Origin of the sequence: Azospirillum sp. CT11-132, from assembly GCF_047302835.1 — a bacterium.
Classification (GTDB): Bacteria; Pseudomonadota; Alphaproteobacteria; order Azospirillales; family Azospirillaceae; genus Azospirillum.
The window spans coordinates 53,911-78,594 of sequence record NZ_JBGLZA010000008.1; the positions used below are offsets into that span (position 1 = coordinate 53,911).

Sequence of the window (24,684 nt, forward strand, 5' to 3'; positions counted from 1 at the left end):
GATGGGTCGTCAATTGGCGTAATGGCAGGCGGCGACGCCGTCGGCGACCGGCACCGGGCCGGGCGCCACGGAGTGGCAGTGGTCGGTGGCGCGCGGACAGCGCGGGTGGAAGGCGCAGCCGGGCGGCGGCGCGATCGGGTTGGGGAAGGAGCCGGAAATCACCGTGTCGGGCATGCCCAACGTCGGATCGGGCGTCAGCACGCAGTCGAGCAGCGCGCGGGAATAGGGATGGCTGGCGTGGGTGAACAGCGCCTCGCGCCCGCGTTCCTCGACGATGCGGCCGAGATACATCACCGCCACCCGGTCGGCCAGATGCTCGACCACCGCAAGGTTGTGGCTGATGAAGAAGTAGGTCAGCTTGAACTCGCGCTTCAGGTCCATCAGCAGGTTCAGGATCTGCGCCTGCACCGACACGTCGAGCGCCGAGGTCGGCTCGTCGCAGATCAGCACGTCCGGCTTCATCACCAGCGCGCGGGCGATGGCGACGCGCTGGCGCTGGCCGCCCGACATCTGCCCGGGATAGGCGTCGATCATCCGGCGCGGCAGCCCGACGGCGTCCAGCATCTCCGCCACCGCCTTCTGCCGGCTTTCCGACGTGCCGATGCGGTGGGCGACCAGCGGCAGGGCGATCAGGTCGGCCACCGATTTGCGCGGGTTCAGAGAGGAATAGGGATCCTGGAACACCGGCTGGATGCGGCGCGCCACCTCGCGCCGGTCGGTCTTCGCGATGGGCACGCCGTCGATGCGGATCTCACCGGAGGTCGGCTTGGTCAGCCCCAGCAGCATCTTCGCCAGCGTCGATTTGCCCGATCCGCTTTCGCCGACCAGCGCATGCACCTCGCCGCGGGCGACGGTCAGCGACACCCCGCCGACGGCGGTCAGCATCGCCCGGGGTTTGAACATCCCCTGCGGCACCGGATAGATCTTGGTGACGTTTTCGAGTTCGAGCACCGGAACGGTCATGGTCGGTCTCCGGTCAAGGAAGGCGGTCAAGCGGCGGTGGCGACGGGGTCGAGCACGCAGGCCATGCGGTGGCCGGGGCCGAGATCCCGCTCCGGAATGTCGGCGGCGCAGGCGTCGGTGGCGTGGTCGCAGCGGTTGCGGAAGGCGCAGCCGGCCAGCGGCCCGATCAGGTTCGGCACCTGCCCCGGAATGGTGCCCAGCGGCTCGCCCGGCCGGGTGCGGCCGGGGACCGGGATGGCGCGCAGCAGACCCTGGGTGTAGGGGTGGCTGGGGGCGCCGAACACCGCCTCCACAGGGCCGGTCTCCACCAGCCGGCCGGCATACATCACCGCCACCTTGGTGGCGACGCGCGCCACCACGCCCAGATCGTGGGTGACCAGGATCAGCCCCATGCCGAACTCGCGCTGGATGTCGCGCAGCAGCATCAGGATCTGCGCCTGGATCGTCACGTCCAGCGCGGTGGTCGGCTCGTCGGCGATGATCAGATCCGGTTCGCACATCAGCCCCATGGCGATCATCACCCGCTGGCGCAGGCCGCCCGACAGCTGGTGCGGATATTGTCCGAGGCGGGAGGAGGCGGCGGTGATGCCGACCCGCTCCAGCAGATGGACCGCCCGCTCCCGCGCCACCGCCCGGCTGACCGGACGATGACGGCGCAGCGCCTCGATCAGTTGGTCGCCGACGGTGTAGGCCGGGTTCAGCGAGGTCATCGGCTCCTGGAAGATCATCGCCATGCGGTCGCCGCGCAGATCCTCCATCTTGCGCTGGCCGACCGCCATCAGGTCGATGCCGTCGAAGCGCATGGACCGCGCCTTGCGCACCGCCCGGGACGGGAGCAGATCCATCAGCGCCAGCGAGGTCAGCGACTTGCCAGACCCGCTCTCCCCGACGATGGCCAGCGTCTCGCCGCGCTCCAGCGTGAAGGAGACCCCGTTGACGGCGTTCAGCAGTCCGACCTCGGTCGGGATCTGGATGGTCAAATTGTCGACGTCGAGCAGGGGCATGGCCGTCAGCTCCGGTTGTCGGGGGCGGTGACGTCGCGCAGGCCGTCGCCCAGAAGGTTGATGCCCAGCACCAGCGCCACCAGCGCCACGCCGGGGATGGTGATGACCCAGGGGCTGAAGAACATGTACTGCTTGCCCTCCGAGATCATCAGGCCCCAGGACGGCAGCGGCGGCTGTACGCCAAGCCCCAGGAAGGACAGCGCCGCCTCCAGCAGGATGGCATGGGCCATCTCCAGCGTGGCGACCACGATCAGCGGGTTGATGATGTTGGGCAGCACTTCGGAGAACACGATCAGCCGGGTCGAGCAGCCGATGGCGCGGGCCGCCGAAACGAAATCGGCGTGGGCGATCTGCTGCGTCGTCGACCGCGCCACCACGGCGAAGCGGTCCCACAGCAGCAGCCCCAGCACGACGATGACCGTGTTCAGCGAGGTGCCGACCAGCGCCGCCACCGCCAGCGCCACCAGCACCACCGGCAGCGCCAGCCGCACGTTGATGATGTAGCCGATGACCAGATCGACCCGCCCGCCGAAGAAGCCGGCGGCGACGCCCAGCGCCGTGCCGATGGCGCCCGACAGCAGCACCGTCGCCGCGCCGATCATCAGCGAGATGCGCCCGCCATAGAGCAGCCGGGCGAAGTAATCGCGCCCCAGCTTGTCGGTGCCCAGCCAATGCTCCCAGGTCCCCTTGGCGTGCCAGATCGGCGGGATCAGCCGCTTGGAGATGTCCTGCGCATAGGGATCGTGGGCGGTGAACAGCGGCGCGCCGATGGACATCACCAGGATGACGGCGAGAATGAAGGCGCCGGCCATGAAACCGGGGTGGCGCGCCGCCCGTTTGGTGAAGCGGGCCAACGGCGACCGGCGGACCGGAACGGCGTCGAATCCGGCAGCCGCGGCCGCGGTCGTGGTGGCGGCACCTGAAGCGCTCGTGGTGCTCATGCGACGCGGATCCTTGGGTCCAGCCAGGCGTTGAGGATGTCGGCGAGGAAGGTCAGCAGGATGTAGATCGTGGCCAGCAGCATCACGATGGCCTGGACGACCGGGAAATCCTTGCGCCCGATCGCTTCCCAGGCGAGCTGCCCCAGCCCCTGCATCGAGAAGACCGCCTCGACCACGATGGAGCCGCCGAGCATGAAGCCGAACTGCACCGCCGCCAGCGCCACCACCGGCACCACCGCGTTGCGCAGCGCATGCTTGAAGATCACCGTCTTTGGGCGCAGGCCCTTGGCCCGCGCCGTCCGGATATAGTCGGAGGCCATCACGTCCAGCATGCCGTTGCGGGTCAGCCGCATCACTGCCGGGATGGCGTACCAGCCGAGCGCCACCGACGGCAGCACATAGTGGCTCCAGGTCGCATTGCCGGAAACCGGCAGCCAGCGCAGGTTCACCGAGAAGATGATGATGAGAGTCAGGCCGAGCCAGAAGGTCGGCACCGCCTGCCCCAGCGCGCAGAAGGCCAGCGTCGCACGGTCGAACCAGCTGCCGCGCTTCACGGCGGCCAGCGCCCCCAGCGGAATGGCGAAGAGCAGGGCGAGGCCGAGCGCGATGGCGCCGAGTTTCAGCGTGATCGGAATACGGCCGCCGACCAGCGACGCCACCGACTCCCGGAAATAGAAGGACTGGCCGAAATCGAAGCGGACGGCGCCAGCCAGCCAATGACCGTACTGGACGGCAAGCGGCTGGTCCAGGCCATATTCGGCCCGAACCTGCGCCACCTGTTCGGGCGACGCCTCGGGACCGGCGAGGTCGGTGGCGAGGTCGCCGGACAGATGCAGAAGCAGGAAGGCGATGACCGATACGGTCAGCACCACCGACAGCGCCACGGCGAGCCGGCGAAGCAGGAAGGCGAGCATGGCGGTCTCCTGAAAAGGAGCGTGCGGAGAGGCGCTGCGGGCCGGCTTTCAACCAGGCCGGCCCGCCGCCGCGGCCTCACTTCCAGTGAGCGGCGTAGAAGCGCGGAAGCTCGTCCGGCTGTGCGGTGAAGGCGAGGTCGGAGGTGAAGGCGTAATTGCTGGGATAGGAGAACAGCGGCAGCAGATAGGCCTTCTGCGCGATCATCGACAGCGCTTCCTTGTAGAGCTCCTTTCGCGCCGCTGCGTCGATGGTCGTATCGGCCTTCTCCAGCAGAGCCTTGACCTTGGGGTCGCGGCTCATGTCGTCCTCGTTCTCCTTGAACCACACGCCGGTGAAGGCTGAGGCGTCGTTGACCGAGAAGGAGCCCCAGGTCTGGTACTCCAGCGGAACCTTGCCGGCGCGGGCGGCTTCGCGCATCGCGGCGTATTTCAGGAACCGCAGGTTGGCGCGGATGCCGACCGCGCGCAGGTAGCCGATGACCGCTTCGGCATAGTCGCGCTCGCGATAGGCGTAGAGATCGGTGTCGAAGCCGTCCGGATAGCCGGCCTCGGCCAGCAGCTTCTTCGCCTTCTCCGGATTGTACTCATAGCGCGGAACGCCGTCGTCGGTGCAGCCGGTCTGGTCGATGAAGCAGGCGGAATGCATCACCCGCGCGCCCTCGCCGGCCAGATTCTTGACCATCGCCTGACGGTCGATGGCGTAGGCGACGGCTTGGCGCACCTTCTCCTTCTTCATCGGCGTGTCGGCGGCGGTGCGGCCGGCGGCGTCGAACTGCAGGAAGCCGACGCGCATCGTTTCGGCCGACAGCACGGTGATGTTCGGCACCGCCTTCAACTGGTCCGCCTGATCCTTCGGCACGCGCCAGATCCAGTCGACGCCGCCGGTCATCAACTCGGCCATGCGGGTTTCGCCGTCGGGGATGACGCGGAACTGGATCTTGCCGATGGCGGGTTGGCCGAGCGGGCTGTCTTTGAAATAGTCCTTGTACTTCTCCATCATCACGCCCTTGCCGTTCTCCACCGCGGTGACGCGGTAGGGACCGGTGCCGATGGGCGCCTTGGAGAAGCCGTCCAGACCGACCTTCTTGAAATAGGCGGCGGGATAGATCGGCGTCGGGCCGGACAGGTATTCAAGCGCCGCCGGGAACGGACCCTTCAGACGGACGCGCACCGTGTAATCGTCAACCTTGTCGGCGCCGGCCATCCATTCGACATTCTGCTTGGTCACCACCTTCGCTTCCGGCGTCAGCACGTAATTGAAAGTGAAGACCACGTCGTCGGCGGTGAAGGGCGAGCCGTCCTGAAAGGTCACGCCCTTGCGCAAGGAAAGTTCCAGCGTGACCGGATCGACCCATTTCCACGCGGTCGCCAGCTCCGGCTCATACTCGCCGGTCTTGGGATTCCGGTGGACCAGCGTGTCCCACACGAGATGGGCGATGATGACGCCTTCGCGCAGATTGTTATGATAGGGGCTGATGTTCTCCGGCTCGCTGTCAGAAGCGTAGACCAGCGTGTCGTTCGCCTTGTTGGCAAGGGCCACCGAAGGCAGGGCCAGGGCCGCGACCGCCGCGGCTGCGAACATCATCGACTTACCGTACGCAAAGGGCGCCATGTCCGAACTCCGTCCAAGAGGGTCCATTTGCACGAAAGTTAGCCATGACACGGTATTGTGCAGATTGGCATGCCGCAATTATAATAGTTGGAAGTTCCCGTTGCCGGTCCGGCAATGGTATAGTTGACTGTCCTGATTTTCCGTCAGCTTAGCAAACCGGCGCCGGCCAGGGGAACCGCCATGAACGCCACCGCGCTCCGTTATTTCCTTGAGGTCGCCCGCACCGGCTCGATCGCCGACGCCTCGGCGCGGCTGCATGTCGCCTCCTCCGCCATCAGCCGGCAGATCGCCCATCTCGAAGCCGATCTCGGCGTCGAATTGTTCGAACGCCGGCCGCGTGGCATGGTGCCGAGCTATGCCGGCGACCTGCTCGCCCGCCATGCCCAACGGGTGTTCCTCGAGGAAGAAGCCATCGTGACCGAGCTGAAGCGGTTGCGCGGGCTGGCCAGCGGACGGGTGCGTGTCGCCGCGACCGAGGGGTTCGGCATGAGCCTGATCCCGGCGGCCATCCGCAGCTTCCGCGACCGCCATCCCGGCATCCGCATCGAACTTCGCATCGTCGCGCCTGCCGCCGTCACCCGCATGGTGCGGGAGGGGGAGGTCGATATCGGCGCCACCTTCTCCTTCGCCCCCGAACCGGGGGTCAGGGCGATGGGGGAAGGCCGCGCGCCGGTCCTGGCGGTGATGGCGAGGGACCACCCGCTGGCTGGCCGGCCAGTCCTGTCGCTGGCCCAGCTGGCCCGTGAATCGATCGCGCTGCCGGAAAAGGACACGACGGTGCGGCAACTGTTCGACATCGCCTGCGGACTGGCCGGGGTGGTGATCGAACCGGTGCTGGTTTCAAACTACATCGCCGGGCTGTGGGCCTTCGCCGCGGAAGGCGGCGGCATCACCATCGCCAGCCCCTTCACCGTCCATGCCAGCACGGTCGGCCATCCGGTGGCGTCGGTCCCGATCGACTCGCCCACCCTCGACCAGCGCTACTATCAAATCCAGACCATGCTCGGCCGCCATCTGCCGGAGGCGGTGTATGCCTTCGCAACGCATTTAACCGGCATCATCAAGCGCATGGACCGCGGCGCCGAACCGCCGCTGCCGTCCGCCGGGCAGGAGGAGCTGTCTTAGAGGGAGCGGGAACTTCCGTCGATGCCGTCACGATGCTCCGACCCACTCGGCGACGACGTCGATGAAGCTCCGGACCGTCGCCGGCATCAGAGTGCGATGGGGAATGATCGCGTGCAGCGGCAGCGTCCGTGCCGACCAGTCCGGAAGGACGTGAACCAGCCGGCCTTCGGCGATGTACTCCATGACGAGGAAGGACGGCGCCAGAACCAACCCCTGTCCCAGCAGCGCGAGCGTGACGAGGAAGCCGGCGTCAGTTGCCTGAAGCTGCGCTTCGAACGCAACCTGCACCCGATGTCCTGCGGCGTCGGACAGCACAAATCGCTCCGGAGTCGCGGTCTGCATATAGGCGAGAATCCTGTGCTCCCGCAAATCCTCCGGATGCTCCGGTGACTTGCGGGACCTGAAATAGCCCGGCGCACCGGCCAGGATCAGTGGAAAGCTGCCCAGGCGCTTGGCGATCATCGCGGTGTCCGGCAGCGTTCCGAGACGCAAGGCGACGTCGAACCCTTCGCCGAGCAGATCGGTCTCCCGTTCACTGAGATCCAGCGTCAGGGTGACGCCCGGAAAGCGGCGCATGTAATCGGCCACCGCCGGCCCCAGCACCGCATTGGAAAAGGCAAGCGGCGCCGCCACCCGCAATAGACCGCGCGGTTCGGCCTGCCGGGTTCCGGCATCGGCTTCGGCCAGGGCGATTTCATCGAGGATCGCCACGCAGCGACGAAAATAGGCCTGACCCGCCTCCGTCAAACTCAGTTTGCGCGTGGATCGGTTGACCAGCCGGACTCCCAGCCGCTCTTCCAGTGCCTTGAGATGCCGTCCGGCCATTTCAGCCGACATGCCATTCCGGCGCGCCGCGGCGGCCAGGCTGCCCTCTTCGATGGCATGGCGGAAAACGGTCATGCCGGTCAGGGTATCCAGCGCCATCATCCACTCCCGGTTCGGAATGAATCCATTTTCCGCCTGATTATCACGGCTCCGTTCGGCGGCTAAATCAAAACCAGCGCAACACGCATGTCATGGAGCTTGGCAATGTCCAAAAACATCGAAACGACCGGGGCGGTCATCCACGTTCTGGACGACGGGCAGGGAGACACGGCACTGGTGTTTCTGCATTACTGGGGCGGGTCCGCCCGCACTTGGCGCCATGTCGTCGCACAATTGAAGGACCGGGCACGCTGCGTCAGCCTGGATCTGCGCGGCTGGGGCCGGTCCGTCGCCCTGGACGGGCGCTATGACCTCGATGCGATGGCCGGCGACGTGTCGGAGGTCATCGCGAAGATGGGGCTGACCCGCTGCATTCTCGTGGGCCATTCCATGGGCGGCAAGGTTGCCCAGATCGTGGCCGCGAAAGGCGCCAGCGCACTTGTGGGGCTGGTCCTGATCGCGCCCTCTCCGCCGACCGGAATGCCCGTGCCGGCCGGGATGCGCAAGGCGATGCTCGCCTCCTATCAGAACGCGGAGGGCGTGAATGAGGCGCTGAAAATCCTCAGCCACCGTCAACTTCCGGAGGAGGACAGGCGGCAGGTGGTCGAGGATACGCTGCGGGGGGCGGCGGGCGCCAAACGGGAATGGACGACGGCCGGCATGCTCGCCCGCCTCGACGGAGTTGCGGGCATCGGCATCCCGACACTGATCGCGGTGGGCGATTGCGATCATGTCGAGCGCGCCGACAGCCTCCGGGAGATCTACGGCGAAATCCTGCCCGCGGCAGAGTTCCGCATCCTCCCCGGCGTTGGCCACCTGTCGCCGCTGGAAGCCCCCGCCGACATCGCCGAAGCCTGTTCAAACCTGCTGTCGGCAGTCGCCGCCGGTTGATCCACCCGATCATCCGAAAAACGCAAAAGGCACCGGACGCGATCCCGCCATGGGCCGCATCCGGTGCCTCCCGTCAATCGGGTCGACCTGACCTCAGTTGGACTCGCTCTTCAGGTAGGCGATCACGTCAGCGCGCTTGGCGTCATCCTTGATGCCGGCGAAGGCCATCTTGTTGCCGGGGACGGTCGCCTTGGGATCCTTCAGGTATTCGTTCAGCTTTGCCTCGTCCCAGGTGATGCCGGAATCCTTCATCGCCGCCGAATAGCTGAAGCCGTCGTGGGTGCCCGCCTTGCGGCCGACGACGCCGTGCAGGTTGGGGCCGACACGGTTGGGGCCGCCGGCCTCGATCGTGTGGCAGGCCTTGCAGACGTTGAACCCCGTCTTGCCCGCCGCGGCGTCACCGTCCGCGGCCTGCGCGGCAACGGTACCACCGGAGATGAGAAGGACGGACGCCAACAGAATATTGCGGATGACGGACACAGCGGAACTCCCATTTCTCAACGTTACCTCCGGATGTCCGGAGAGGTCGGCCGGATAACTTCCGGCTGGCGAAGCGGAGGCTACTGGCGGTCGGAAAAGCCAGAAAGCGAATTTAACCGATGGCTATTATCGGTTTTCCCGATACCATTTCCTCCCATTAGGGGATCCGCCGGTCGCGGCCGCACCCAGCGGATGCGACGAATCGTCTCACACCGTCAGGTCGCGATCAAGCTGTCGATGCTTTAGGTCTGGTCCCAAGGAACCGGCGGGCGACCGGACGCGAAGGCCGGCAGTCAGGTGAGGTGTCATGGATACGGAAATGGCGCGGACATTTCTGGAGGTCACGGCGGCGGGCAGCTTCATGGCTGCGGCCGACCGGCTTCACGTCACGCAGTCAACGGTCAGCACGCGGATTCAGCAGTTGGAACAGCAGCTTGGCTGCCGGCTATTCGTGCGCAACAAGACCGGCGCCACGCTGACCACCGCCGGCCTGCGCTTCCAGCGCCATGCCGTCGCCATCCTCCGCCTGTGGGAACAGGCGCGCCAGGAAGCCACCCTGCCCGCCGGCCACAAGGCGCTTCTGCGCATCGGCAGCGAGGCCGGTTTGTGGAACCGCCTGCTCTACCGCTGGATCCCCTGGATGCGGCGAAACGCCAACGAGATCGCGCTCCGCTGCGACGTCGGCCTGCCGAGCGGACTGTTGCAGGGGCTTCAGGACGGGACTCTGGACGTCGCCGTCCTCTATTCGCCGCGCGCCCTGCCCGGCCTGTCGATCCGCCTGCTGATCGAGGAGGAACTGGTTCTCTTCCGGATGCCGGCGGTCGACGACTATTCGGAGGAGCCGTACGTCCACATCGACTGGGGCGACGATTTCCGCCGCAATGTGCGCCTGCACCGGCCCGAAGACGTGCGGTCGGCACCGGTGTCGATCGGCGTCGGGACGCTGGGGCTCGATTATGTCAAGCAATGCGGCGGCACCGGCCATTTCCCCCGCCAGCTCGTCCAGCCGCTGATCGACGCCGGCAAGGGCGAAATCCTGCCGGAAGCCCGCCCATTGAGCCTTCCCATCTATGCCGCCTACCCGACCGACGCTGACGAGGCCATCATCGACCCGGCGCTCACCGGGCTGAAGACCATTCTGGCCGCTCCCGCAGAGGTCCGCGGTTGAATTGAAGAACCCGATATGAACCATCGGTTAATTTCGCTTTTTCCGATGAATGCCGCTGCCTAGGATCGGCGTCGCCGGGCTCTTGCCGGCCCGCGCACCCAACCATCAACAAGGGTTCCGATCCTATGACCATGCAAATGGCACAGCCTGCGCTGCCGGCAGACGAAGACACCACGGCGCAGGCGAATTCCAACCGGCTCGAGTCCCCCTACATCGTGTTCCCGGCGCTCATCCTGCTGCTCATCATGCCGCTGGGGATCGTCTTCCACCCGGCCTGGCTGGCGACGCTGGCCGAAGTGGGCGTGGTGGTGATGTTCATCGCCATCTTCCGCATGATGCGCATGTGACCTGAGCACCGGCTGCCGGCCGGTCTGCGGCCGATATTCCGCTTTGTCCGGCACCGGGGCCTGTGGGACAAAGCCGCATGTCGATCAAGCTGGACTTCCGCCGCCTCCGCTATTTCGTCGCCGTCTGCGAACTCGGCAGCTTCTCCAAGGCCAGCGAGTTCCTGAACGTCGCGCAATCGGCGCTCAGCCAGCATGTGGCGACGCTGGAAGGCGATCTGGGTGTCCAGCTCCTGCTGCGTCAGCCGCGCGGCGTCAGCCGGACCGAGGCGGGCGACCGGCTGTTCGCCCATGCGCGCGGCGTTCTGCACGCGCTGGAACAGGCGGAGCTGGACGTGCTGTCGCTGTCGCGGGCGGTGGTGGGGCCGGTGATGGTCGGCTTCAACTACACGGCGATGGAGGCCATCGGCCTGCCCTTCATCCGCCGCGTCGCCTCCACCCTGACCGAAGTCAAGCTGCGCGTGATCGAGGCGCACAGCGAGATCATGCATCAATGGATGCTGTCCGGTCAGGCCGACCTCGCCCTCACCCTGGTGCCGCCCAACGACGACCGGCTGGAGGGCGTGCCGCTGCTGGACGAGGAGTTGGTCTGCCTCGGCACCCGCGCCATGATCGGCGACGGCGGCCCCATCGATCTGGCCGAGGTGCTGCGCCTGCCGCTGATCATGCCCGGCCGCACCGCCGTGCTGCAGGCACTGGCCAGCGATGCCGAGGTGCGCAACGCCATCGCCGCCAAGGTCTATCTGGAAATCGAATCCGCCGTGCCGCTGAAACGGGCGGTCAGCGCCGGGCTGGGCGTGACGGTGCAGTCGGCGGCGCTGGCCGGCGACGAGATCGCCTGCGGCGAGCTTGTGGCGCGGCCGGTGGTGAACCCGTCGATGGGCCGCACGCTCTATCTGGTGTCCTCGCGCATGAAGACCGCCTCCCGCGCCGTGGTCGAGGCCCGGCGCCTGATGATCGACGTGGTGCGCGAGGCGCATGCAGCCGGCCGCTGGCCCGGCCGGCTGCGCGACACCCTTCTTTGAAGCGAGATATCTCGAAACCAGATAGCTCGCTTCTTTTCTTTGTATTTTACGACCTTCCCTCCCCCGTGCTGTTCTGTTTTGCAGACGAACAATTCGAAGGCCCGCAGTTGAATGGGCCCGGCGTTTCAATCCCTTGAACCGCCGCAACGAACCACCGGAGGGAGGTGCAGGACATGACGCCCACCAAGACGTCCACCCGTTTCAAGACCATGCTGGCGCTGCTCGCCACCGCGTCCGCCACAGCTCTGCTGGCAGTGCCGACGGATGCCGAGGCCGCAACGCGGATGCGCTGCAGCCACCAGCTGCCGCCGGCCCACCACATCTCGAAGGTCGTCGAGCGCTGGGCGGCGGAGGTGAAGACGCTGTCGGACGGCGATCTCGACGTCCAGGTGTTCGGCTCCGACAGCCTGATCAAGGCCAACGAGAACATCCTGGCCGTCGCCAAGGGCGACATCGAATGCGCCTTCTCGCTGAATTTCCAGTGGGGCAAGACCCTGCCGCTGATGAACGTCACGGTCGGCCCCTACACCATGTCCTCCATCGAGGCGTGGAAGAAGTGGCCGACCTCCGAAGCGGCGGCCTTCCTTGAGGAACGCCTGCTGAAGAAAGGCGTGAAGAACATCGTCTGGATGTTTCAGACCAACACCAGCGTCTTCACCTCCAAGGGCAAGCCGCTGCTTAAGCCGGAAGATTTCCAGGGTCTGAAGATGCGCGGCCTCGGCCCGGCCTTCGACCGCGGTCTGAAGGCGATGGGCGCCACCCCGGTGGCGATTCCCGGCAGCGAGGTCTATCAGGCGTTGGCGACCGGCGTCATCGACGCCGCCATCACCGACGTCGCCGCCGCTTGGTCGCGCAAATATTATGAAGTGCAGGACCACATGACGGTGGTGCCGGTGCTGGCCGCCTATCTGCACGGCTACGTCAATCCCGGCTGGTACAACAAGCTGTCCGACAAGAACAAGGCCGCGCTGAAGAAGGCCGGCGAGGATGCCGCCATCTGGGCGATCGAAGCCTCGCAGGAGGCTGCGGCCAACGCCCCGGCGGAGCTGGAATCGAAGGGGGTCAAGGTCCACATCGCGACCCCTGAGGAGAATGCCGCCTTCAAGGCCGCCATGGCGCCCGCCTTTGCCGAGGGCTTCGCCGACGAGACCGGCGCCGACGGCCGCAAGCTGCTGGAACTCGTCAACAAGCTCCAGTGAAGAGGGGACCGGCCATGAGCAGCATGTCCACCCCCGACACCGTCACGCCCGCACGCGAAAAGGGCGCGTCCCACACCGCGCTCCGCCTGCTGACCGGCACCGCATCGGTCCTGTCGCGTATCGGCGGTGCGCTGAGCGTCCTGCTGATCGTCGTCGTGCTGGCCCTGACCACTGCGGGGGTCTTCACCCGCTATGTCCTGGGCCAGCCGCTGGAAGGTGTCGACGAGGCCTGCGGCTTCATGGTCGTCGCCATGGTGATGGCCGGCGCGGCGGAGGCGCTGCGCACCGGCCACCACATCCGCATCGACCTGATCATGGGGCTCGCCGGTCCGCGCGGCCGGCGCTGGCTGGACGCCTGGGCCAATCTGGCGGTGCTGGTCTTCGCCGTGCTGCTGGCCCGCACCGGCTGGGAGACGGCGATGTTCTCCTACGACTTCGACGCCTTCTCGCCGGGCCAGCTGGAGCTGCCGCTGTGGATCCCGCAGGCGACGCTTCCCGTCGGCGCCGCGCTGCTGGGCATCGTCGCCTTCGCCAAGCTGCTCGCCGCGCTTGCGGGGGACGGCACCGACGAACAGAGCGGAGGCCACTGATGACGTTCCTGATCCTGGGCCTGCTGCTGCTCCTGCTGTTCAGCGGCATGCCGATCTTCGCCGCGCTCTCCCTCACCTCGCTCGGCGTGCTGGCCCTGTTCGAAGGCAGCATCGACAGCATGGCCGACGCGGTGTTCTCCAGCCTGAACAACCCGCTGCTCGCCACCATCCCGATGTTCGCCTTCATGGCGCACATCATGATCAAGGCCAAGGTGGTCGACGACCTCTATGAGATGTCGAATACGCTGGTCGGGCATATCAAGGGCGGGCTCAGCTTCGCCACCATCCTGTCCTGCACCATCTTCTCGACCATCTCCGGTTCGTCGGTGGCGACCGCACTGACCATCGGCTCGATCTCCATCCCGCAGATGAAGCGCTACGGCTACCGCCAGCGCGACACCTATGGGCTGATCGCCGCCGGCGGCACGCTGGGCATCCTGATCCCGCCGTCGGGGCCGATGATCCTCTACGCCATCGTCACCGACGCCTCGATCGGCGCCCTGTTCCTCGCCGGCATCATTCCGGGCCTGCTGATGGCGGTGCTGTTCGCGGGCTACAGCTGGCTGCAGGCCAAGCGGCAGGACAGTGTGCAGGCACAGCCCTGGCCCGGCTTCGGCACGGTCGTCGCCGCCTTCCGCAAGTCGATTTGGGCGGTGATGATGCCGCCGCTGATCCTGGGCGGCATCTATCTCGGCGTCTTCACGCCGGGCGAGGCGGCGGCGGTCGGCGCGGTCTATGCGCTGGCGGTGGCACTGCTGGTCTATCGCAACGTCTCGGTCGCCGACCTGCTGGATTGCGGCGTGCAGACGATGCGGACCAGCGTCATGCTGTTCATGATCATCGCCGCCGCCGGCATGTTCGGCCACGCCATCACCATCATCCGCCTGCCGGCCCAGATCATGGAGACGGTGGCGGCGCTGGGCCTGTCGCAGAGCGGCTTCATCCTGGCGGTGATGCTGGCGATCTTCATCCTCGGCATGTTCCTGGAAACCATCGCCATCATCCTGATCACCACGCCGATCATCCTGCCGGTGATGACGGCGCTGGGCATCAACCCGATCTGGTACGGCGTGATGCTGATGGTGAACCTGGAACTGGCGCTGATCACCCCGCCGGTCGGCATGAACCTGTTCGTCATCAAGGGCATCACCAGCTCCTCCCTGGCCGAGGTGACGCGCGGCGCCCTGCCCTATGTCCTGCTGATGATGGCCGGCCTCTTCATCATCTGGCTGGTCCCGTCCCTGTCGCTCTGGCTGCCGCAAGCCGCCGGCTTCGGAACGTGATCGCCGGCTTCGGCATCTGATCGCCCCTTAGACCTTTCCTCTTCCCGTTTCCACCGGATGCGCCCCTTCCCCGGCGCATCCGAACGGAGGATTCTTGCCATGACGAAATCCCCGGTGACCATTGTCGAGGTCGGCCTGCGCGACGGGCTCCAGATCCTCGACCGCGTCATGCCGACCACCGACAAGCTGCGCTGGCTGGAGGCGGAGCACCGCGCCGGCGTCCGCCGCTTCGAGGCCGCCTCCTTCGTCCCGCCCAGGCTGCTGCCCCAGATGGCCGATGCGGCCGAGGTGGTGGCCGGCGCCCGCAAGCTGCCCGGCATCGTCGTCCACACGCTGGCCCCCAACCTGAAGGGTGCCGTGGCGGCACTCGCCGCCGGCTCCGACGTCATCGTCCTGCCGCTGTCGGCCAGCGAGGCGCACAGCCGCGCCAACATCCGCAAGACCCGCGAGGAGTCGGTGGACGAACTGGCCCGCGTCTGCCGCGCCCGTGACGAGAGCATTCGGGAAGGCAACCACAGGACCCGCATCGACGCCGGCATCTCCACCGCCTTCGGCTGCACCATCCAGGGCGAGGTGCCGGAGGATGACGTGGTCCGCCTCGCCGAAGCCTGCCTGGAGGCCGGGGCCGACCGCGTGGCGCTGGCCGATACTGTTGGCTACGCAAATCCGGCGCAGGTCCGCCGCCTCTACAAGCGGGTGAAGGACATCGCCGGCGACCGGCTGCAGAGCGCCCATTTCCACGACACCCGCGGTCTCGGTCTTGCCAACTGCCTTGCCGTTCTGGACATCGGCATCCGCGAGTTCGACGCCTCGCTCGGCGGGCTGGGCGGCTGCCCGCACGCCCCCGGCGCCAGCGGCAACGTCGCGACCGAGGATCTGGCCTTCATGCTGGAGGCGATGGGCTTCGACACCGGCATCGACCTGGATGCCCTGATCGAAGCGCAGCGCCTGCTCGCCACCCTTCTTCCCGGCCAGACGCTGCACGGCAAGATCGCCGCCGCCGGCCTGCCCAAGCATTTCGACCAAAGCCGCTTCCACCGGAGCCCCGTCCATGCCTGACAGCAATCCCGTCCTGCCCTTGGCCGGCATCCGCGTCGTCGAATTCTCCCACATGGTGATGGGGCCGACCTGCGGCATGATCCTGGGCGACCTCGGCGCCGACGTCATCAAGGTGGAGCCGGTGACCGGCGACAAGACACGCGCCCTGCCGGGGGCCGCCGCCGGCTTCTTCCGCACCTTCAACCGCAACAAGCAGTCGCTGGCCGTCGACCTGAACAGCCCCGACGGGCTGGCCGCCGTCCACAGGCTGGTCGACACCGCCGACGTGGTGCTGGAGAATTTCCGCCCCGGCCTGATGGCGAAATATGGCCTCGACTATGCCAGCCTTGCCGCGCGCAACCCGCGCATCATCAACCTGTCGCTGAAGGGCTTCCTGCCCGGCCCCTATGAAAAGCGCACGGCGCTGGACGAGGTGGTGCAGATGATGGCCGGCCTCGCCTACATGACCGGTCCGACCGGCCGGCCGCTGCGCGCCGGCAGTTCGGTCAACGACATCATGGGCGGCATGTTCGGGGTGATCGGCATCATGGCGGCGCTGCGCACCCGCGAGGCCACCGGCCGCGGCCAGGACATCCAGTCCGGCCTGTACGAGACCTGCGTCCTGCTGTCGGCCCAGCACATGCAGCAGTTCGCCGTGACCGGCGAGGCGCCGCCCCCCTTCCCGGAGCGCATCGCCGCCTTCAGCATCTACGACACCTTCGAGGTGCAGGACGGCGAGCAGATCTTCCTTGGCGTGGTCAGCGACGTGCAGTGGCGGACCTTCTGCACCGCCTTCGGCTTCGATGACCTGCTGGCCGATCCCAGGCTGGACGGCAACACCAAACGCTGCGAAGCCCGCGACTGGATGCTGCCGGAGATCCGCCGCCGGCTGACCGCCTACAGCAAGGCCGAAATATCCTGCCTGTTCGAGCGCAACGGCCTGCCCTACGCCCCGATCAACCGGCCGGAGGAACTGTTCGACGACCCCCACCTGAACCAGAGCGGCGGCCTCGCCGCCATCACCACCGAAACCGGCGGCGAGACCCGCGTGCCGCTGCTGCCGCTGACGCTGGACGGCCGCCGGCTGGAACCGCGCATGGCGCTGCCGCCGGTGGGTGCGCAGAGCGCGACGCTGCTGGGCGAACTGGGCTACACTCCGGACGAGATCGACCGGCTGCTCGCCGCCGGGGTGGTCGCCGTTCCGAAGACCGAGAAGGAGACGGAACGGCTCGCCTCCTGACCGGCGCAAAAGCGCGGCAGGCCCCAACAAGGACAAAAACGAATGACCACCGAGAGCGCAACCGAAGCGAAGTTCGAAACGGGAGAGTCCCTGCTCGCCCGCCACCCCGGCGCCATCATCCAGCCCGTCCGCGGCGTGTGGCCGCGCATCGCCGCCGACGCTTACATCGCCCCCGGCGCGGTGGTGGTCGGCGACGTCACAATCGGGGCGGAGGCCAGCGTCTGGTATGGCTGCGTCCTGCGCGGCGACGACCACAGCATCACGGTGGGGCCGCGCACCAACATCCAGGACGGCACCATCATCCACGTCATGCTGAACGACTATCCCACCATCATCGGCGCCGACGTGGTGATCGGCCATGGCGTGCGGATGCATGGCTGCACGCTGGAGGACGGCTGCCTGATCGGCATCGGCTCCATCGTGCTGGACGGGGCGGTGGTGGAAAGCGGTGCCATGCTGGCCGCCGGTGCGGTGCTGACCCCGCGCAAGCGCGTCCCCGCCCGCCAGCTCTGGGCCGGCAGCCCGGCCAGGCACCTGCGCGACGTCACCGACGCGGAGGTGGAGTTCATCGCCTTCGACGTCCGCCACTATGCCGGCCTCGCACGTGCGGCATCGAGCCGCGGGCAACTCGATCTCGGCGCGGAGATTTAACCGAGAAGGGTATCGACAATACGGGTCAGTATGGGTTCAGTACCGGAATGCGCAGCACCCCAACTGCTGCGCTTAAGAACGAATTCCGGAGGAGCGCAACCTTGCATACCGACACCCAGCCGCTGACCCAGAGCTATGTTCACGGGGCGAGCCGCACCCCGCTGTTGGGCGAGACCATCGGCGCCCATCTCGACCGCATGGCGTCGCTGTCCCCCGACCGGCCGGCTCTCATCGTCCGCCACCAGAATGTCCGTTGGACCTATGCGGAGTTCAAACGCCAGGTCGATCAGGTGGCGGCGGGGCTGGTCGGGCTGGGGCTGAAGCCGGGCGAGCGCATCGGCATCTGGTCGCAGAACAACGCCGAATGGGTGGTGACCCAGTTCGCCACCGCCAAGGCCGGCCTGATCCTGGTCAACATCAACCCGGCCTACCGCCTGCACGAGCTGGAATACGCCATCAACAAGGTCGGCTGCGCCGCCCTGATCCTGGCGCCGTCCTTCAAGTCCAGCGACTATCTCGGCATGATGGCCAAGCTGGCGCCGGAACTGGAGCAGGCCACATCCGACCGGCCGCTGTCGCTGCAACGTCTGCCGACCCTGCGCCACCTGATCCGGATGGGGACGGAGAAGACGCCGGGCATGCTGAACTTCGACGATCTGCCGGCGCTGGCCCGTCCGGCCGACGTGGCGGAGCTGGGGCGGCTGACCGGCATCCTGCAGTTCGACGATCCCGTGAACATCCAGTTCACCAGCGGCACCACCGGCAGCCCGAAGGGCGCCACGCTGACCCACCACAACATCCTGAACAACGGCTTCTCCGTCGGCGAGGCGATGCGCCTGACCGAACAGGACAAGCTGTGCATCCCGGTGCCCTTCTATCATTGCTTCGGCATGGTTCTGGGCAACCTCGCCTGCGTCACCCACCGCGCCTGCATGGTGATCCCGGGCGAAGGCTTCGACCCCGTCGCCGTGCTGACCTCGGTGCAGGAGGAACGCTGCACCGGCCTGCATGGCGTGCCGACCATGTTCATCGCCCTGCTCGACCACCCCGACTTCGCCAAATACGACCTGTCGAGCCTGCGCACCGGCATCATGGCCGGCTCGCCCTGCCCGATCGAGGTGATGAAGCGCGTGGTCTCCGAGATGAACCAGCGCGAGATCACCATCGCCTACGGCATGACCGAGACCAGCCCGGTCAGCTTCCAAAGCTCCACCGACGATCCGCTGGAACGGCGCGTCTCCACCGTCGGGCGCATCCAGCCGCATCTGGAGGTGAAGATCGTCGATGCCGAGGGCCGCATCGTCCCGCCGGGAACGCCGGGCGAGCTGCTGACCCGCGGCTATTCGGTGATGCGCGGCTATTGGGGCGACGCGGAGCAGACGGCGCGGGCGATCGACGAGGCCGGCTGGATGCACACCGGCGATCTCGCCACCATCGACGCGGAGGGCTACTGCAACATTGTGGGCCGGCTGAAGGACATGGTGATCCGCGGCGGCGAGAACATCTACCCGCGCGAGGTGGAGGAATTCCTCTACACCCATCCCGACATCGCCGACGTGCAGGTGTTCGGCGTGCCCGACCAGCAGTACGGCGAGCAGCTCTGCGCCTGGATCCGGCCGAAGCCGGGGGTGGAGCTGACCGAACAGCAGGTGACCGCCTTCTGCCAGGGCGCCATCGCCCACTACAAGATCCCGAAATACATCCGCTTCGTCGAAGATTTCCCGATGACGGTGACCGGCAAGATCCAGAAATTCGTCATGCGCCAGACCATGATCGAGGAGCTGAACCTCTCCCAGGACCGCACCGCGTAACGGCGAAAACCGGAAGGCCGTCAGTCCAGCCCGATCGCCGGACCGTCGGCCTTCAGCAGCGCGCGCAGCAGCGCATTGGGAAAGCGCCGCCGCACCGTCACCGCATAGAAGGTCTCGGTGATGCCCGGCAGCACGTCGGCGGCGTGCAGCCGGCCGGACGCCAACTCGTCCTTCACCACGATGGGCGGCAGCACGGCCAGCCCGACATCCTCGCGGGCGAGCAGGCGCATCATCGCCATGTCGTCCACCTCGGCGGCGATCTGCGGACGGATGCCGATGCGGTCGGCCAGCGCGTCGAAAGCGATCCGCACGTTGCTGTCGGAGGTCGGCAGGATCACCGGGTGCCCGGTCAGCAGCTCCGCGATGGTGCCGCCGCCGGCAACCCGGTGCGGCGTTCCCACCAGATTGACCGGCTGTTCCGCCAGCCGGTGGGCGACGAAGGGCGATGCCGCGTCGCCGGCCGGCGCCCGGTTCATCAGCACCACGTCCAGGTTCAGCGCCTCCAGCGCCTCTAGCAGCTCGGCCTGACTGCCCGAGCGCAGGATGACGTCGACATCCTCCTGCCCCAGGATCGGGCGCAGGAAACCGATCTGGAAATTGCGCGACAGCGTCGCCTGCGCGCCCACCCGCAGGGCCCGCCGGGCCCGACCGCTTTCCTTCAGCGTCCCCACCAGCTCCTCGCCGAGCGCGAAGATCGAATCGGCATGGTCGAGCGCGATCCGCCCGGCCTCGGTCAGGCGGAGCTGCCGGCCCTCGCGCTCGAACAGCGCATGGCCCAGCCGCTCCTCCAGCTTGCGGATCTGCACCGATAGCGCCGACTGGGTCAGGTTCAGCCGCGCCGCGGTGCGCGTCAGGTTGCCGTCATGGGCGACGGCCTGGAAATAGAAGAGGTGGTGGTAGTTCAGCTCGCGCATCGTTCGATTTTACCGAACGATATCCCGAGAACAATGAATTTTTTTCGAAGCGGTGGCGCTGCTAAATCGGAGGGACAGGCTCCTCACGCTGTTCCGGAGAGACCGCTTTGTCCATTCACCTCCTGCCGCTCCTCAGCCCCATAGCCCTCCTGCTGGCCGCAATAGCCGGGTTCCGCAATCCTGGCCGACGCCCAGGCTCCGTCCCGCGACTGGCGGAGGCCGCGGCGCTGGCAGCCTTCATCGTCGCCCTGCTGTCGGCCGTCCTGCTCGCCGTTGCCGGTCCGGGCACCAGCCCGCTGCTCGGCGCCGGGGGCGTCGGCCTGTCGGTGCGGCTCGACGCGGTGAGTGCGACGATGCTGCTCCTGGTCTCCTTCGTCGGCTGGATCGTCGTCCGCTACACCGCCACCTATCTGGATGGCGAGGACCGGCAGGGCGCCTTCACCGGCTGGCTGTGCGCCACGCTGGCCTCGGTCCTGCTGCTGGTGCAGGCCGGCAATCTCACCCATTTCGTCCTGGCCTGGATCGCCACCAGCCTGTTCCTGCACCGGCTCCTGCTGTTCTACCCGAACCGGCCCACCGCCCGGCGGGCGGCGCGCAAGAAGGCGATCACCGCGCGGGTCGGCGACGCCGCCCTGATCGGCGCTGCGGTCCTGCTCGCCGCCGGCTACGGCACCTCCGACATCGCCACCATCGCCGAGATGGCCCGCGCCGGCCAGGGTGGGGCGGTGACGGCCTGGGCCGCCGGCCTGATCGCGCTGGCCGCCCTGCTGAAATCGGCACAGTTTCCCACCCATGGCTGGGTGACCGAGGTGATGGAGACGCCGACGCCGGTGTCGGCCCTGCTGCATGCCGGCGTCATCAACGGCGGCGGCTTCCTGCTGATCCGCTTCGCCGACCTGATGCTGCTGGCGCCCGGCGTGCTGTCGGTGCTGGTGATCGTCGGCGGCTTCACCGCCCTGTTCGGCGGTCTGGTGATGCTGACCCAGCCGGCGGTCAAGACCTCTCTCGCCTGGTCAACCGTGGCGCAGATGGGTTTCATGGTCCTGCAATGCGGGCTCGCGCTGTTCCCGCTCGCCCTGCTGCACATCGTGGCGCACTCGTTTTACAAGGCGCACGCCTTCCTGGCCGCCGGCGGGGCGGTGGAGGGGGTGGCGGCGATCCGGCGTCCCGGCCCGGTGGCGGTCCCCAACGGTGCCGCCGTCGGCCGCGCCTTTCTCGCCGCGCTGGCGATCTACGCCGCCTTCTACGTCCTGTTCGGCGCGCTGTTCGGCTTCGCCGCCAAGCCGCCGCAGGCGGTGGCGCTGGGCGCCATCCTGATCTTCGGCGTCGCCTATCTGCTGGCGCAGGGGCTGGCCGGTACCGCCCCGGCCTTCCTGACCCGGCGCACCGCGCTCTACGCCGTCGCCGCCTCCACCGCCTATTTCGCGCTGCAGAGCGTCGCCGAATGGGCGCTGACCGGCCCACTGCCGCACACGCCGGCCCCCGGCCCGCTGGAATGGGCGCTGATGGTTCTGGTGGTGGTCAGCTTCGGCCTTGTCGCCGTCGCCCAGTCGATGTTCCCGCTGTGGGCCTATCACCCGGCCGCCGCCGGACTGCGGGTCCACCTGTCCAACGGCCTCTACGCCAACGCCGTCTTCGATCGGCTGCTCGGCGGCTGGTCCGTGCGCAAGATTTCCTGATCCCGGAAGGACGATCCTCATGACCGCCCAGTCATCCGCCCAGTCGACCATGCAGCCGGCCGCCCAGCCCATCGACGCCGCCGCGGCCCGCAGCCCCGCCCTTTCCGCCGTTGCCAACGCCGCCGTGCGCGCGATCCCGCCGGTCTGGCCGCTCGCCTCCAGCGTCGCCGTCAACCCCTTCCTGGGACAGAGCGGCGAGAGCCTCGCCCTGACCGCCGCCCGGCTCGGCCGGGTCGCCGGCATCGCCGTGACCATGCCGCGCTCCTGGTATCTGGAGCGGATCGCGTCCGGCGCCATCACCGACGACGACCTCGCCGGCGCGCTGTCGGCCTCCCCGCACGCCAAGCGCCCGGCTTCGCCGGCCGCCCTCAAGGCTGCCGCCGCAACCGCCGCCCCGCCGCCGAAGGCGCTGCCGACCGTCGCCGAGCTTGCGGCCGAAGCCTCCGGCACCGACTGGCCGGGTCTGATCGGCGAGCGGTTCGGCGGCTGGGCTGCCGGCTATTTCGACGTGGGCCAAGCGCTGTGGGCGGCACCGCGGGGCAAGTCCGCCTATGCCGCCTGGCGCGCCGTCGCCACCCACGACCTGACGCCGGAGATCCTCGGCCTCACCGGCTTCGCAACGCAGGTTGCCGAAGGTCCGGAAACCGCCGGACAGGCGCTTGCCGCCGCCGTCGCCCGGCTCGGCATTCCCATCGCCGCCTGCGAGACCTACTTCCACCAGCTTCTCGCCAGCCTCGGCGGCTGGGCGCAGTTCGCCCGCCACCGGCTGTGGCAGGCCGAACTCGCCAGCGGCCATGACACGACGCTGACCGATTTCCTGGCGATCCGGCTGGTCTGGGAACAGGCGCTCCACGACCGCTACGAACAGCAGATCGCCGAGCGCTGGCGCGCCGTCTGCGCCGCCCATGCCGAGCCGGTGGCGCCCACGGCGGACCAGATCGTCGACGCCATCCTGCAGGACGCCGCCGACCGCGCCGCCCAGCGGACGCTGGCCGGGACCTTCGCGCAAGAGCGGGCGGCCGATCCGTCCCCCGGCCGCCCCACCCTCCAGGCCGCCTTCTGCATCGACGTGCGGTCGGAGCTGTTCCGGCGCGCCCTGGAATCGACCGGTCCGGGCATCGAGACCATCGGCTTCGCCGGCTTCTTCGGCCTCGCCCTGTCGCACCGGCGCCACGCCTCCGACGTGGACGAGGCGCGCTGCCCGGTGCTGCTGACCCCCGCCGCCACCTCACGGACCACCGACTGCCGCCTTCACCACGAACACGGGCATAACCATGGACACGAGCACCTGTCCGACGATGCCAAGGCCCGGCTGACCGCAAGGGCGAAGCGGGCCTGGGGCCGGTTCAAGCTCGCCGCCGTCTCGTCCTTCGCCTTCGTCGAAGCGATGGGGCCGGTCTATGCCGGCAAGCTGCTGCGCGACTCCTTCTCATTCGGCGACGCCAAGGCGCCCCACGACCCGGCGCCGCGCCTCGACCCCGCGCTGCCGGTGGACCAGCGCGCCGGCATGGCGGCGACCATCCTGCGGGCGATGTCGCTGACCGAAGGCTTCGCCCGGATCGTCCTGTTCGCCGGCCATGGCGCCACCACCGTCAACAACCCGCACGCCAGCGCCCTGCAATGCGGCGCCTGCGGCGGCTATTCAGGAGAGGCGAACGCCCGCCTGCTCGCCGGCCTGCTCAATGATCCGGAGGTGCGGACCGTGTTGGGTGGCCAGGGCATCGTCATCCCGGACGACACGCTGTTCGTCGGCGCGCTGCATGACACCACCACCGACGCAGTGACGCTCTACGACACCGACCATCCCTCGGCACCCCACGCCGCCGACCTGCAGCGGGTGCGCGGCTGGCTCGCCGCCGCCGGGGCCATCGCCAGGGGCGAGCGGGCACTGCGCCTGCCGCGGGCCAATGGTGCCGACGACGTCGCCGGGCGCAGCCGCGACTGGGCGGAGGTCCGGCCGGAATGGGGCCTTGCCGGCTGCAGCGCCTTCATCGCCGCACCGCGCGGCCGCACGGCCGGCCGCGACCTGCGGGGCCGCAGCTTCCTGCACAGCTACGACTGGCGGCAGGACGACGGCTTCCGGGTGCTGGAACTGATCCTGACCGCGCCGGTGGTGGTGGCGAGCTGGATCAGCCTGCAATATTACGGCTCCACCGTCGCACCGACCATGTTCGGCGCTGGCAACAAGCTGCTGCACAACGTCACCGGCGGCATCGGCGTGGTCGAGGGCAACGGCGGGCTCCTGCGCGTCGGCCTGCCCTGGCAGTCGGTCCATGACGGCGAGCGTTACATGCACGAGCCGCTGCGGCTTTCGGTGGTGGTGGAGGCGCCGCAGGAGGCGATCGACGGGGTGCTGTCCCGCCATCCCGACCTGCGCGCGCTGTTCGACAACGGCTGGCTCCACCTGTTCCGCCTGGACGAACAGGGCCGCATGGCGAGCCGCTACCTCCGCTCCCTGCAATGGACCGACCTCGACGCCTCCCCGGTGCAGGAGGAGCCCCGGCCGGAGCACCACAAGCAGTTGTTGCGGGCGGCCGGCTGAGCCGGCACATCCCCTTGGCTATCCGACCGCGTGCTTGGCGCTGCGTCGCGAAGGGGCTGAGGCCGTCCGCTGCCATGGGGTGGCCGACATGCCGCATTGCGTCCGGCCGGCCCCGCAGGGTCAGCATGGATGCGGAGCCCACAGTGGAATTGTGGGCCGGATGCCCTCCTTTTGGGTTGCACATCCCCCGTTCCGTTCGGAACCTCCTCCACCGCCGCGGACTCCGGCGGCATCTTTGAAGACAGACGAGCTTTCAAATACTCCGATATGCGGCGCATATCGGAGTATTTATGCGACTTTTGGACGCATACTCCAGAATGCAAGCCCGATCCTGCGGTAATGAATT

22 protein-coding genes are annotated in these 24,684 nt (G+C 67.8%); 14 read left to right on the forward strand and 8 right to left on the reverse strand.

What is annotated here, in order from left to right:
* Window positions 1-9: 9 nt before the first annotated feature.
* The 5 genes from ACCD06_RS28910 to ACCD06_RS28930 form a co-directional block, all read right to left on the reverse strand.
* Window positions 10-963, reverse strand: coding sequence for an ABC transporter ATP-binding protein (locus tag ACCD06_RS28910; RefSeq protein WP_413345377.1), 954 nt, complete (start codon window positions 961-963; stop codon window positions 10-12).
* A gap of 26 nt (window positions 964-989) precedes the next feature.
* Window positions 990-1,967, reverse strand: a complete 978-nt coding sequence (locus ACCD06_RS28915) for an ABC transporter ATP-binding protein (protein WP_413345379.1) — start codon at window positions 1,965-1,967, stop codon at window positions 990-992.
* A 5-nt stretch (window positions 1,968-1,972) separates the two neighbouring features.
* Complete coding sequence (locus ACCD06_RS28920) at window positions 1,973-2,908, reverse strand: ABC transporter permease (protein ID WP_413345381.1); 936 nt, start codon at window positions 2,906-2,908, stop codon at window positions 1,973-1,975.
* Window positions 2,905-3,822, reverse strand: coding sequence for an ABC transporter permease (locus ACCD06_RS28925; protein ID WP_109156823.1), 918 nt, complete (start codon window positions 3,820-3,822; stop codon window positions 2,905-2,907). Before ACCD06_RS28925 ends, ACCD06_RS28920 begins: the two co-directional genes overlap by 4 nt.
* 76 nt (window positions 3,823-3,898) lie before the next feature.
* Complete coding sequence (locus ACCD06_RS28930) at window positions 3,899-5,434, reverse strand: ABC transporter substrate-binding protein (protein WP_413345383.1); 1,536 nt, start codon at window positions 5,432-5,434, stop codon at window positions 3,899-3,901.
* A gap of 180 nt (window positions 5,435-5,614) precedes the next feature.
* On the opposite strand from ACCD06_RS28930, the gene ACCD06_RS28935 reads away from it, so the two are divergent.
* Window positions 5,615-6,559 (forward strand): LysR family transcriptional regulator, encoded by a 945-nt coding sequence (locus ACCD06_RS28935; RefSeq protein WP_109156821.1) that lies wholly within the window; start codon window positions 5,615-5,617, stop codon window positions 6,557-6,559.
* Window positions 6,560-6,586: 27 nt separating this feature from the next.
* On the opposite strand, the gene ACCD06_RS28940 is transcribed toward ACCD06_RS28935, so the two are convergent.
* Window positions 6,587-7,486, reverse strand: a complete 900-nt coding sequence (locus ACCD06_RS28940) for a LysR family transcriptional regulator (protein ID WP_413345385.1) — start codon at window positions 7,484-7,486, stop codon at window positions 6,587-6,589.
* Between the two features lie 102 nt (window positions 7,487-7,588).
* Here ACCD06_RS28940 and ACCD06_RS28945 point away from each other — a divergent pair, with 102 nt between their 5' ends.
* Window positions 7,589-8,374 carry an alpha/beta fold hydrolase gene (locus ACCD06_RS28945; protein ID WP_413345387.1) on the forward strand — a complete coding sequence of 262 codons (786 nt, stop codon included), beginning with the start codon at window positions 7,589-7,591 and terminating at the stop codon, window positions 8,372-8,374.
* 93 nt (window positions 8,375-8,467) lie between these two features.
* Here the strand turns inward: ACCD06_RS28945 and ACCD06_RS28950 are convergent, their stop codons facing one another.
* The gene (locus ACCD06_RS28950; RefSeq protein WP_247882399.1) at window positions 8,468-8,854 is read right to left on the reverse strand and encodes a c-type cytochrome; all 387 of its coding nucleotides are present in this window, start codon (window positions 8,852-8,854) and stop codon (window positions 8,468-8,470) included.
* Between the two features lie 319 nt (window positions 8,855-9,173).
* Here ACCD06_RS28950 and ACCD06_RS28955 point away from each other — a divergent pair, with 319 nt between their 5' ends.
* The 10 genes from ACCD06_RS28955 (at window position 9,174) to ACCD06_RS29000 (ending at window position 19,203) form a co-directional block, all read left to right on the forward strand.
* Complete coding sequence (locus ACCD06_RS28955; protein ID WP_158282071.1) at window positions 9,174-10,022, forward strand: LysR family transcriptional regulator; 849 nt, start codon at window positions 9,174-9,176, stop codon at window positions 10,020-10,022.
* Window positions 10,023-10,159: 137 nt separating this feature from the next.
* Complete coding sequence (locus tag ACCD06_RS28960) at window positions 10,160-10,369, forward strand: hypothetical protein (protein WP_136701690.1); 210 nt, start codon at window positions 10,160-10,162, stop codon at window positions 10,367-10,369.
* 77 nt (window positions 10,370-10,446) lie between these two features.
* The gene (locus ACCD06_RS28965) at window positions 10,447-11,391 is read left to right on the forward strand and encodes a LysR substrate-binding domain-containing protein (protein WP_136701689.1); all 945 of its coding nucleotides are present in this window, start codon (window positions 10,447-10,449) and stop codon (window positions 11,389-11,391) included.
* Window positions 11,392-11,564: 173 nt separating this feature from the next.
* Entirely contained in the window at window positions 11,565-12,590 is a 1,026-nt protein-coding gene (gene dctP / locus ACCD06_RS28970) for a TRAP transporter substrate-binding protein DctP (protein ID WP_136701688.1), read from the forward strand.
* Between the two features lie 14 nt (window positions 12,591-12,604).
* Window positions 12,605-13,180, forward strand: coding sequence for a TRAP transporter small permease (locus ACCD06_RS28975; protein ID WP_413345390.1), 576 nt, complete (start codon window positions 12,605-12,607; stop codon window positions 13,178-13,180).
* On the forward strand, window positions 13,180-14,463 hold the full coding sequence (locus ACCD06_RS28980; protein ID WP_109156813.1) for a TRAP transporter large permease: 1,284 nt from the start codon (window positions 13,180-13,182) through the stop codon (window positions 14,461-14,463). Before ACCD06_RS28975 ends, ACCD06_RS28980 begins: the two co-directional genes overlap by 1 nt.
* Before the next feature lie 99 nt (window positions 14,464-14,562).
* Window positions 14,563-15,522: a hydroxymethylglutaryl-CoA lyase gene (locus ACCD06_RS28985; protein ID WP_413345392.1), complete on the forward strand. Its 960-nt coding sequence runs from the start codon at window positions 14,563-14,565 to the stop codon at window positions 15,520-15,522.
* Window positions 15,515-16,741, forward strand: a complete 1,227-nt coding sequence (locus ACCD06_RS28990) for a CaiB/BaiF CoA transferase family protein (protein ID WP_413345393.1) — start codon at window positions 15,515-15,517, stop codon at window positions 16,739-16,741. The genes ACCD06_RS28985 and ACCD06_RS28990 overlap by 8 nt, the downstream gene beginning before the upstream one ends.
* 42 nt (window positions 16,742-16,783) lie before the next feature.
* The gene (locus ACCD06_RS28995; RefSeq protein WP_413345395.1) at window positions 16,784-17,392 is read left to right on the forward strand and encodes a gamma carbonic anhydrase family protein; all 609 of its coding nucleotides are present in this window, start codon (window positions 16,784-16,786) and stop codon (window positions 17,390-17,392) included.
* 101 nt (window positions 17,393-17,493) lie between these two features.
* Window positions 17,494-19,203, forward strand: coding sequence for an AMP-binding protein (locus tag ACCD06_RS29000; RefSeq protein WP_413345397.1), 1,710 nt, complete (start codon window positions 17,494-17,496; stop codon window positions 19,201-19,203).
* 20 nt (window positions 19,204-19,223) lie between these two features.
* Here the strand turns inward: ACCD06_RS29000 and ACCD06_RS29005 are convergent, their stop codons facing one another.
* Window positions 19,224-20,117 carry a LysR family transcriptional regulator gene (locus tag ACCD06_RS29005; RefSeq protein WP_413345399.1) on the reverse strand — a complete coding sequence of 298 codons (894 nt, stop codon included), beginning with the start codon at window positions 20,115-20,117 and terminating at the stop codon, window positions 19,224-19,226.
* Window positions 20,118-20,224: 107 nt separating this feature from the next.
* On the opposite strand from ACCD06_RS29005, the gene ACCD06_RS29010 reads away from it, so the two are divergent.
* Both ACCD06_RS29010 and ACCD06_RS29015 read left to right on the forward strand, forming a co-directional pair.
* Window positions 20,225-21,796: a proton-conducting transporter membrane subunit gene (locus tag ACCD06_RS29010; RefSeq protein ID WP_413345401.1), complete on the forward strand. Its 1,572-nt coding sequence runs from the start codon at window positions 20,225-20,227 to the stop codon at window positions 21,794-21,796.
* Window positions 21,797-21,815: 19 nt separating this feature from the next.
* Complete coding sequence (locus ACCD06_RS29015; protein ID WP_413345403.1) at window positions 21,816-24,338, forward strand: YbcC family protein; 2,523 nt, start codon at window positions 21,816-21,818, stop codon at window positions 24,336-24,338.
* The last annotated feature ends 346 nt before the right edge of the window (window positions 24,339-24,684 follow it).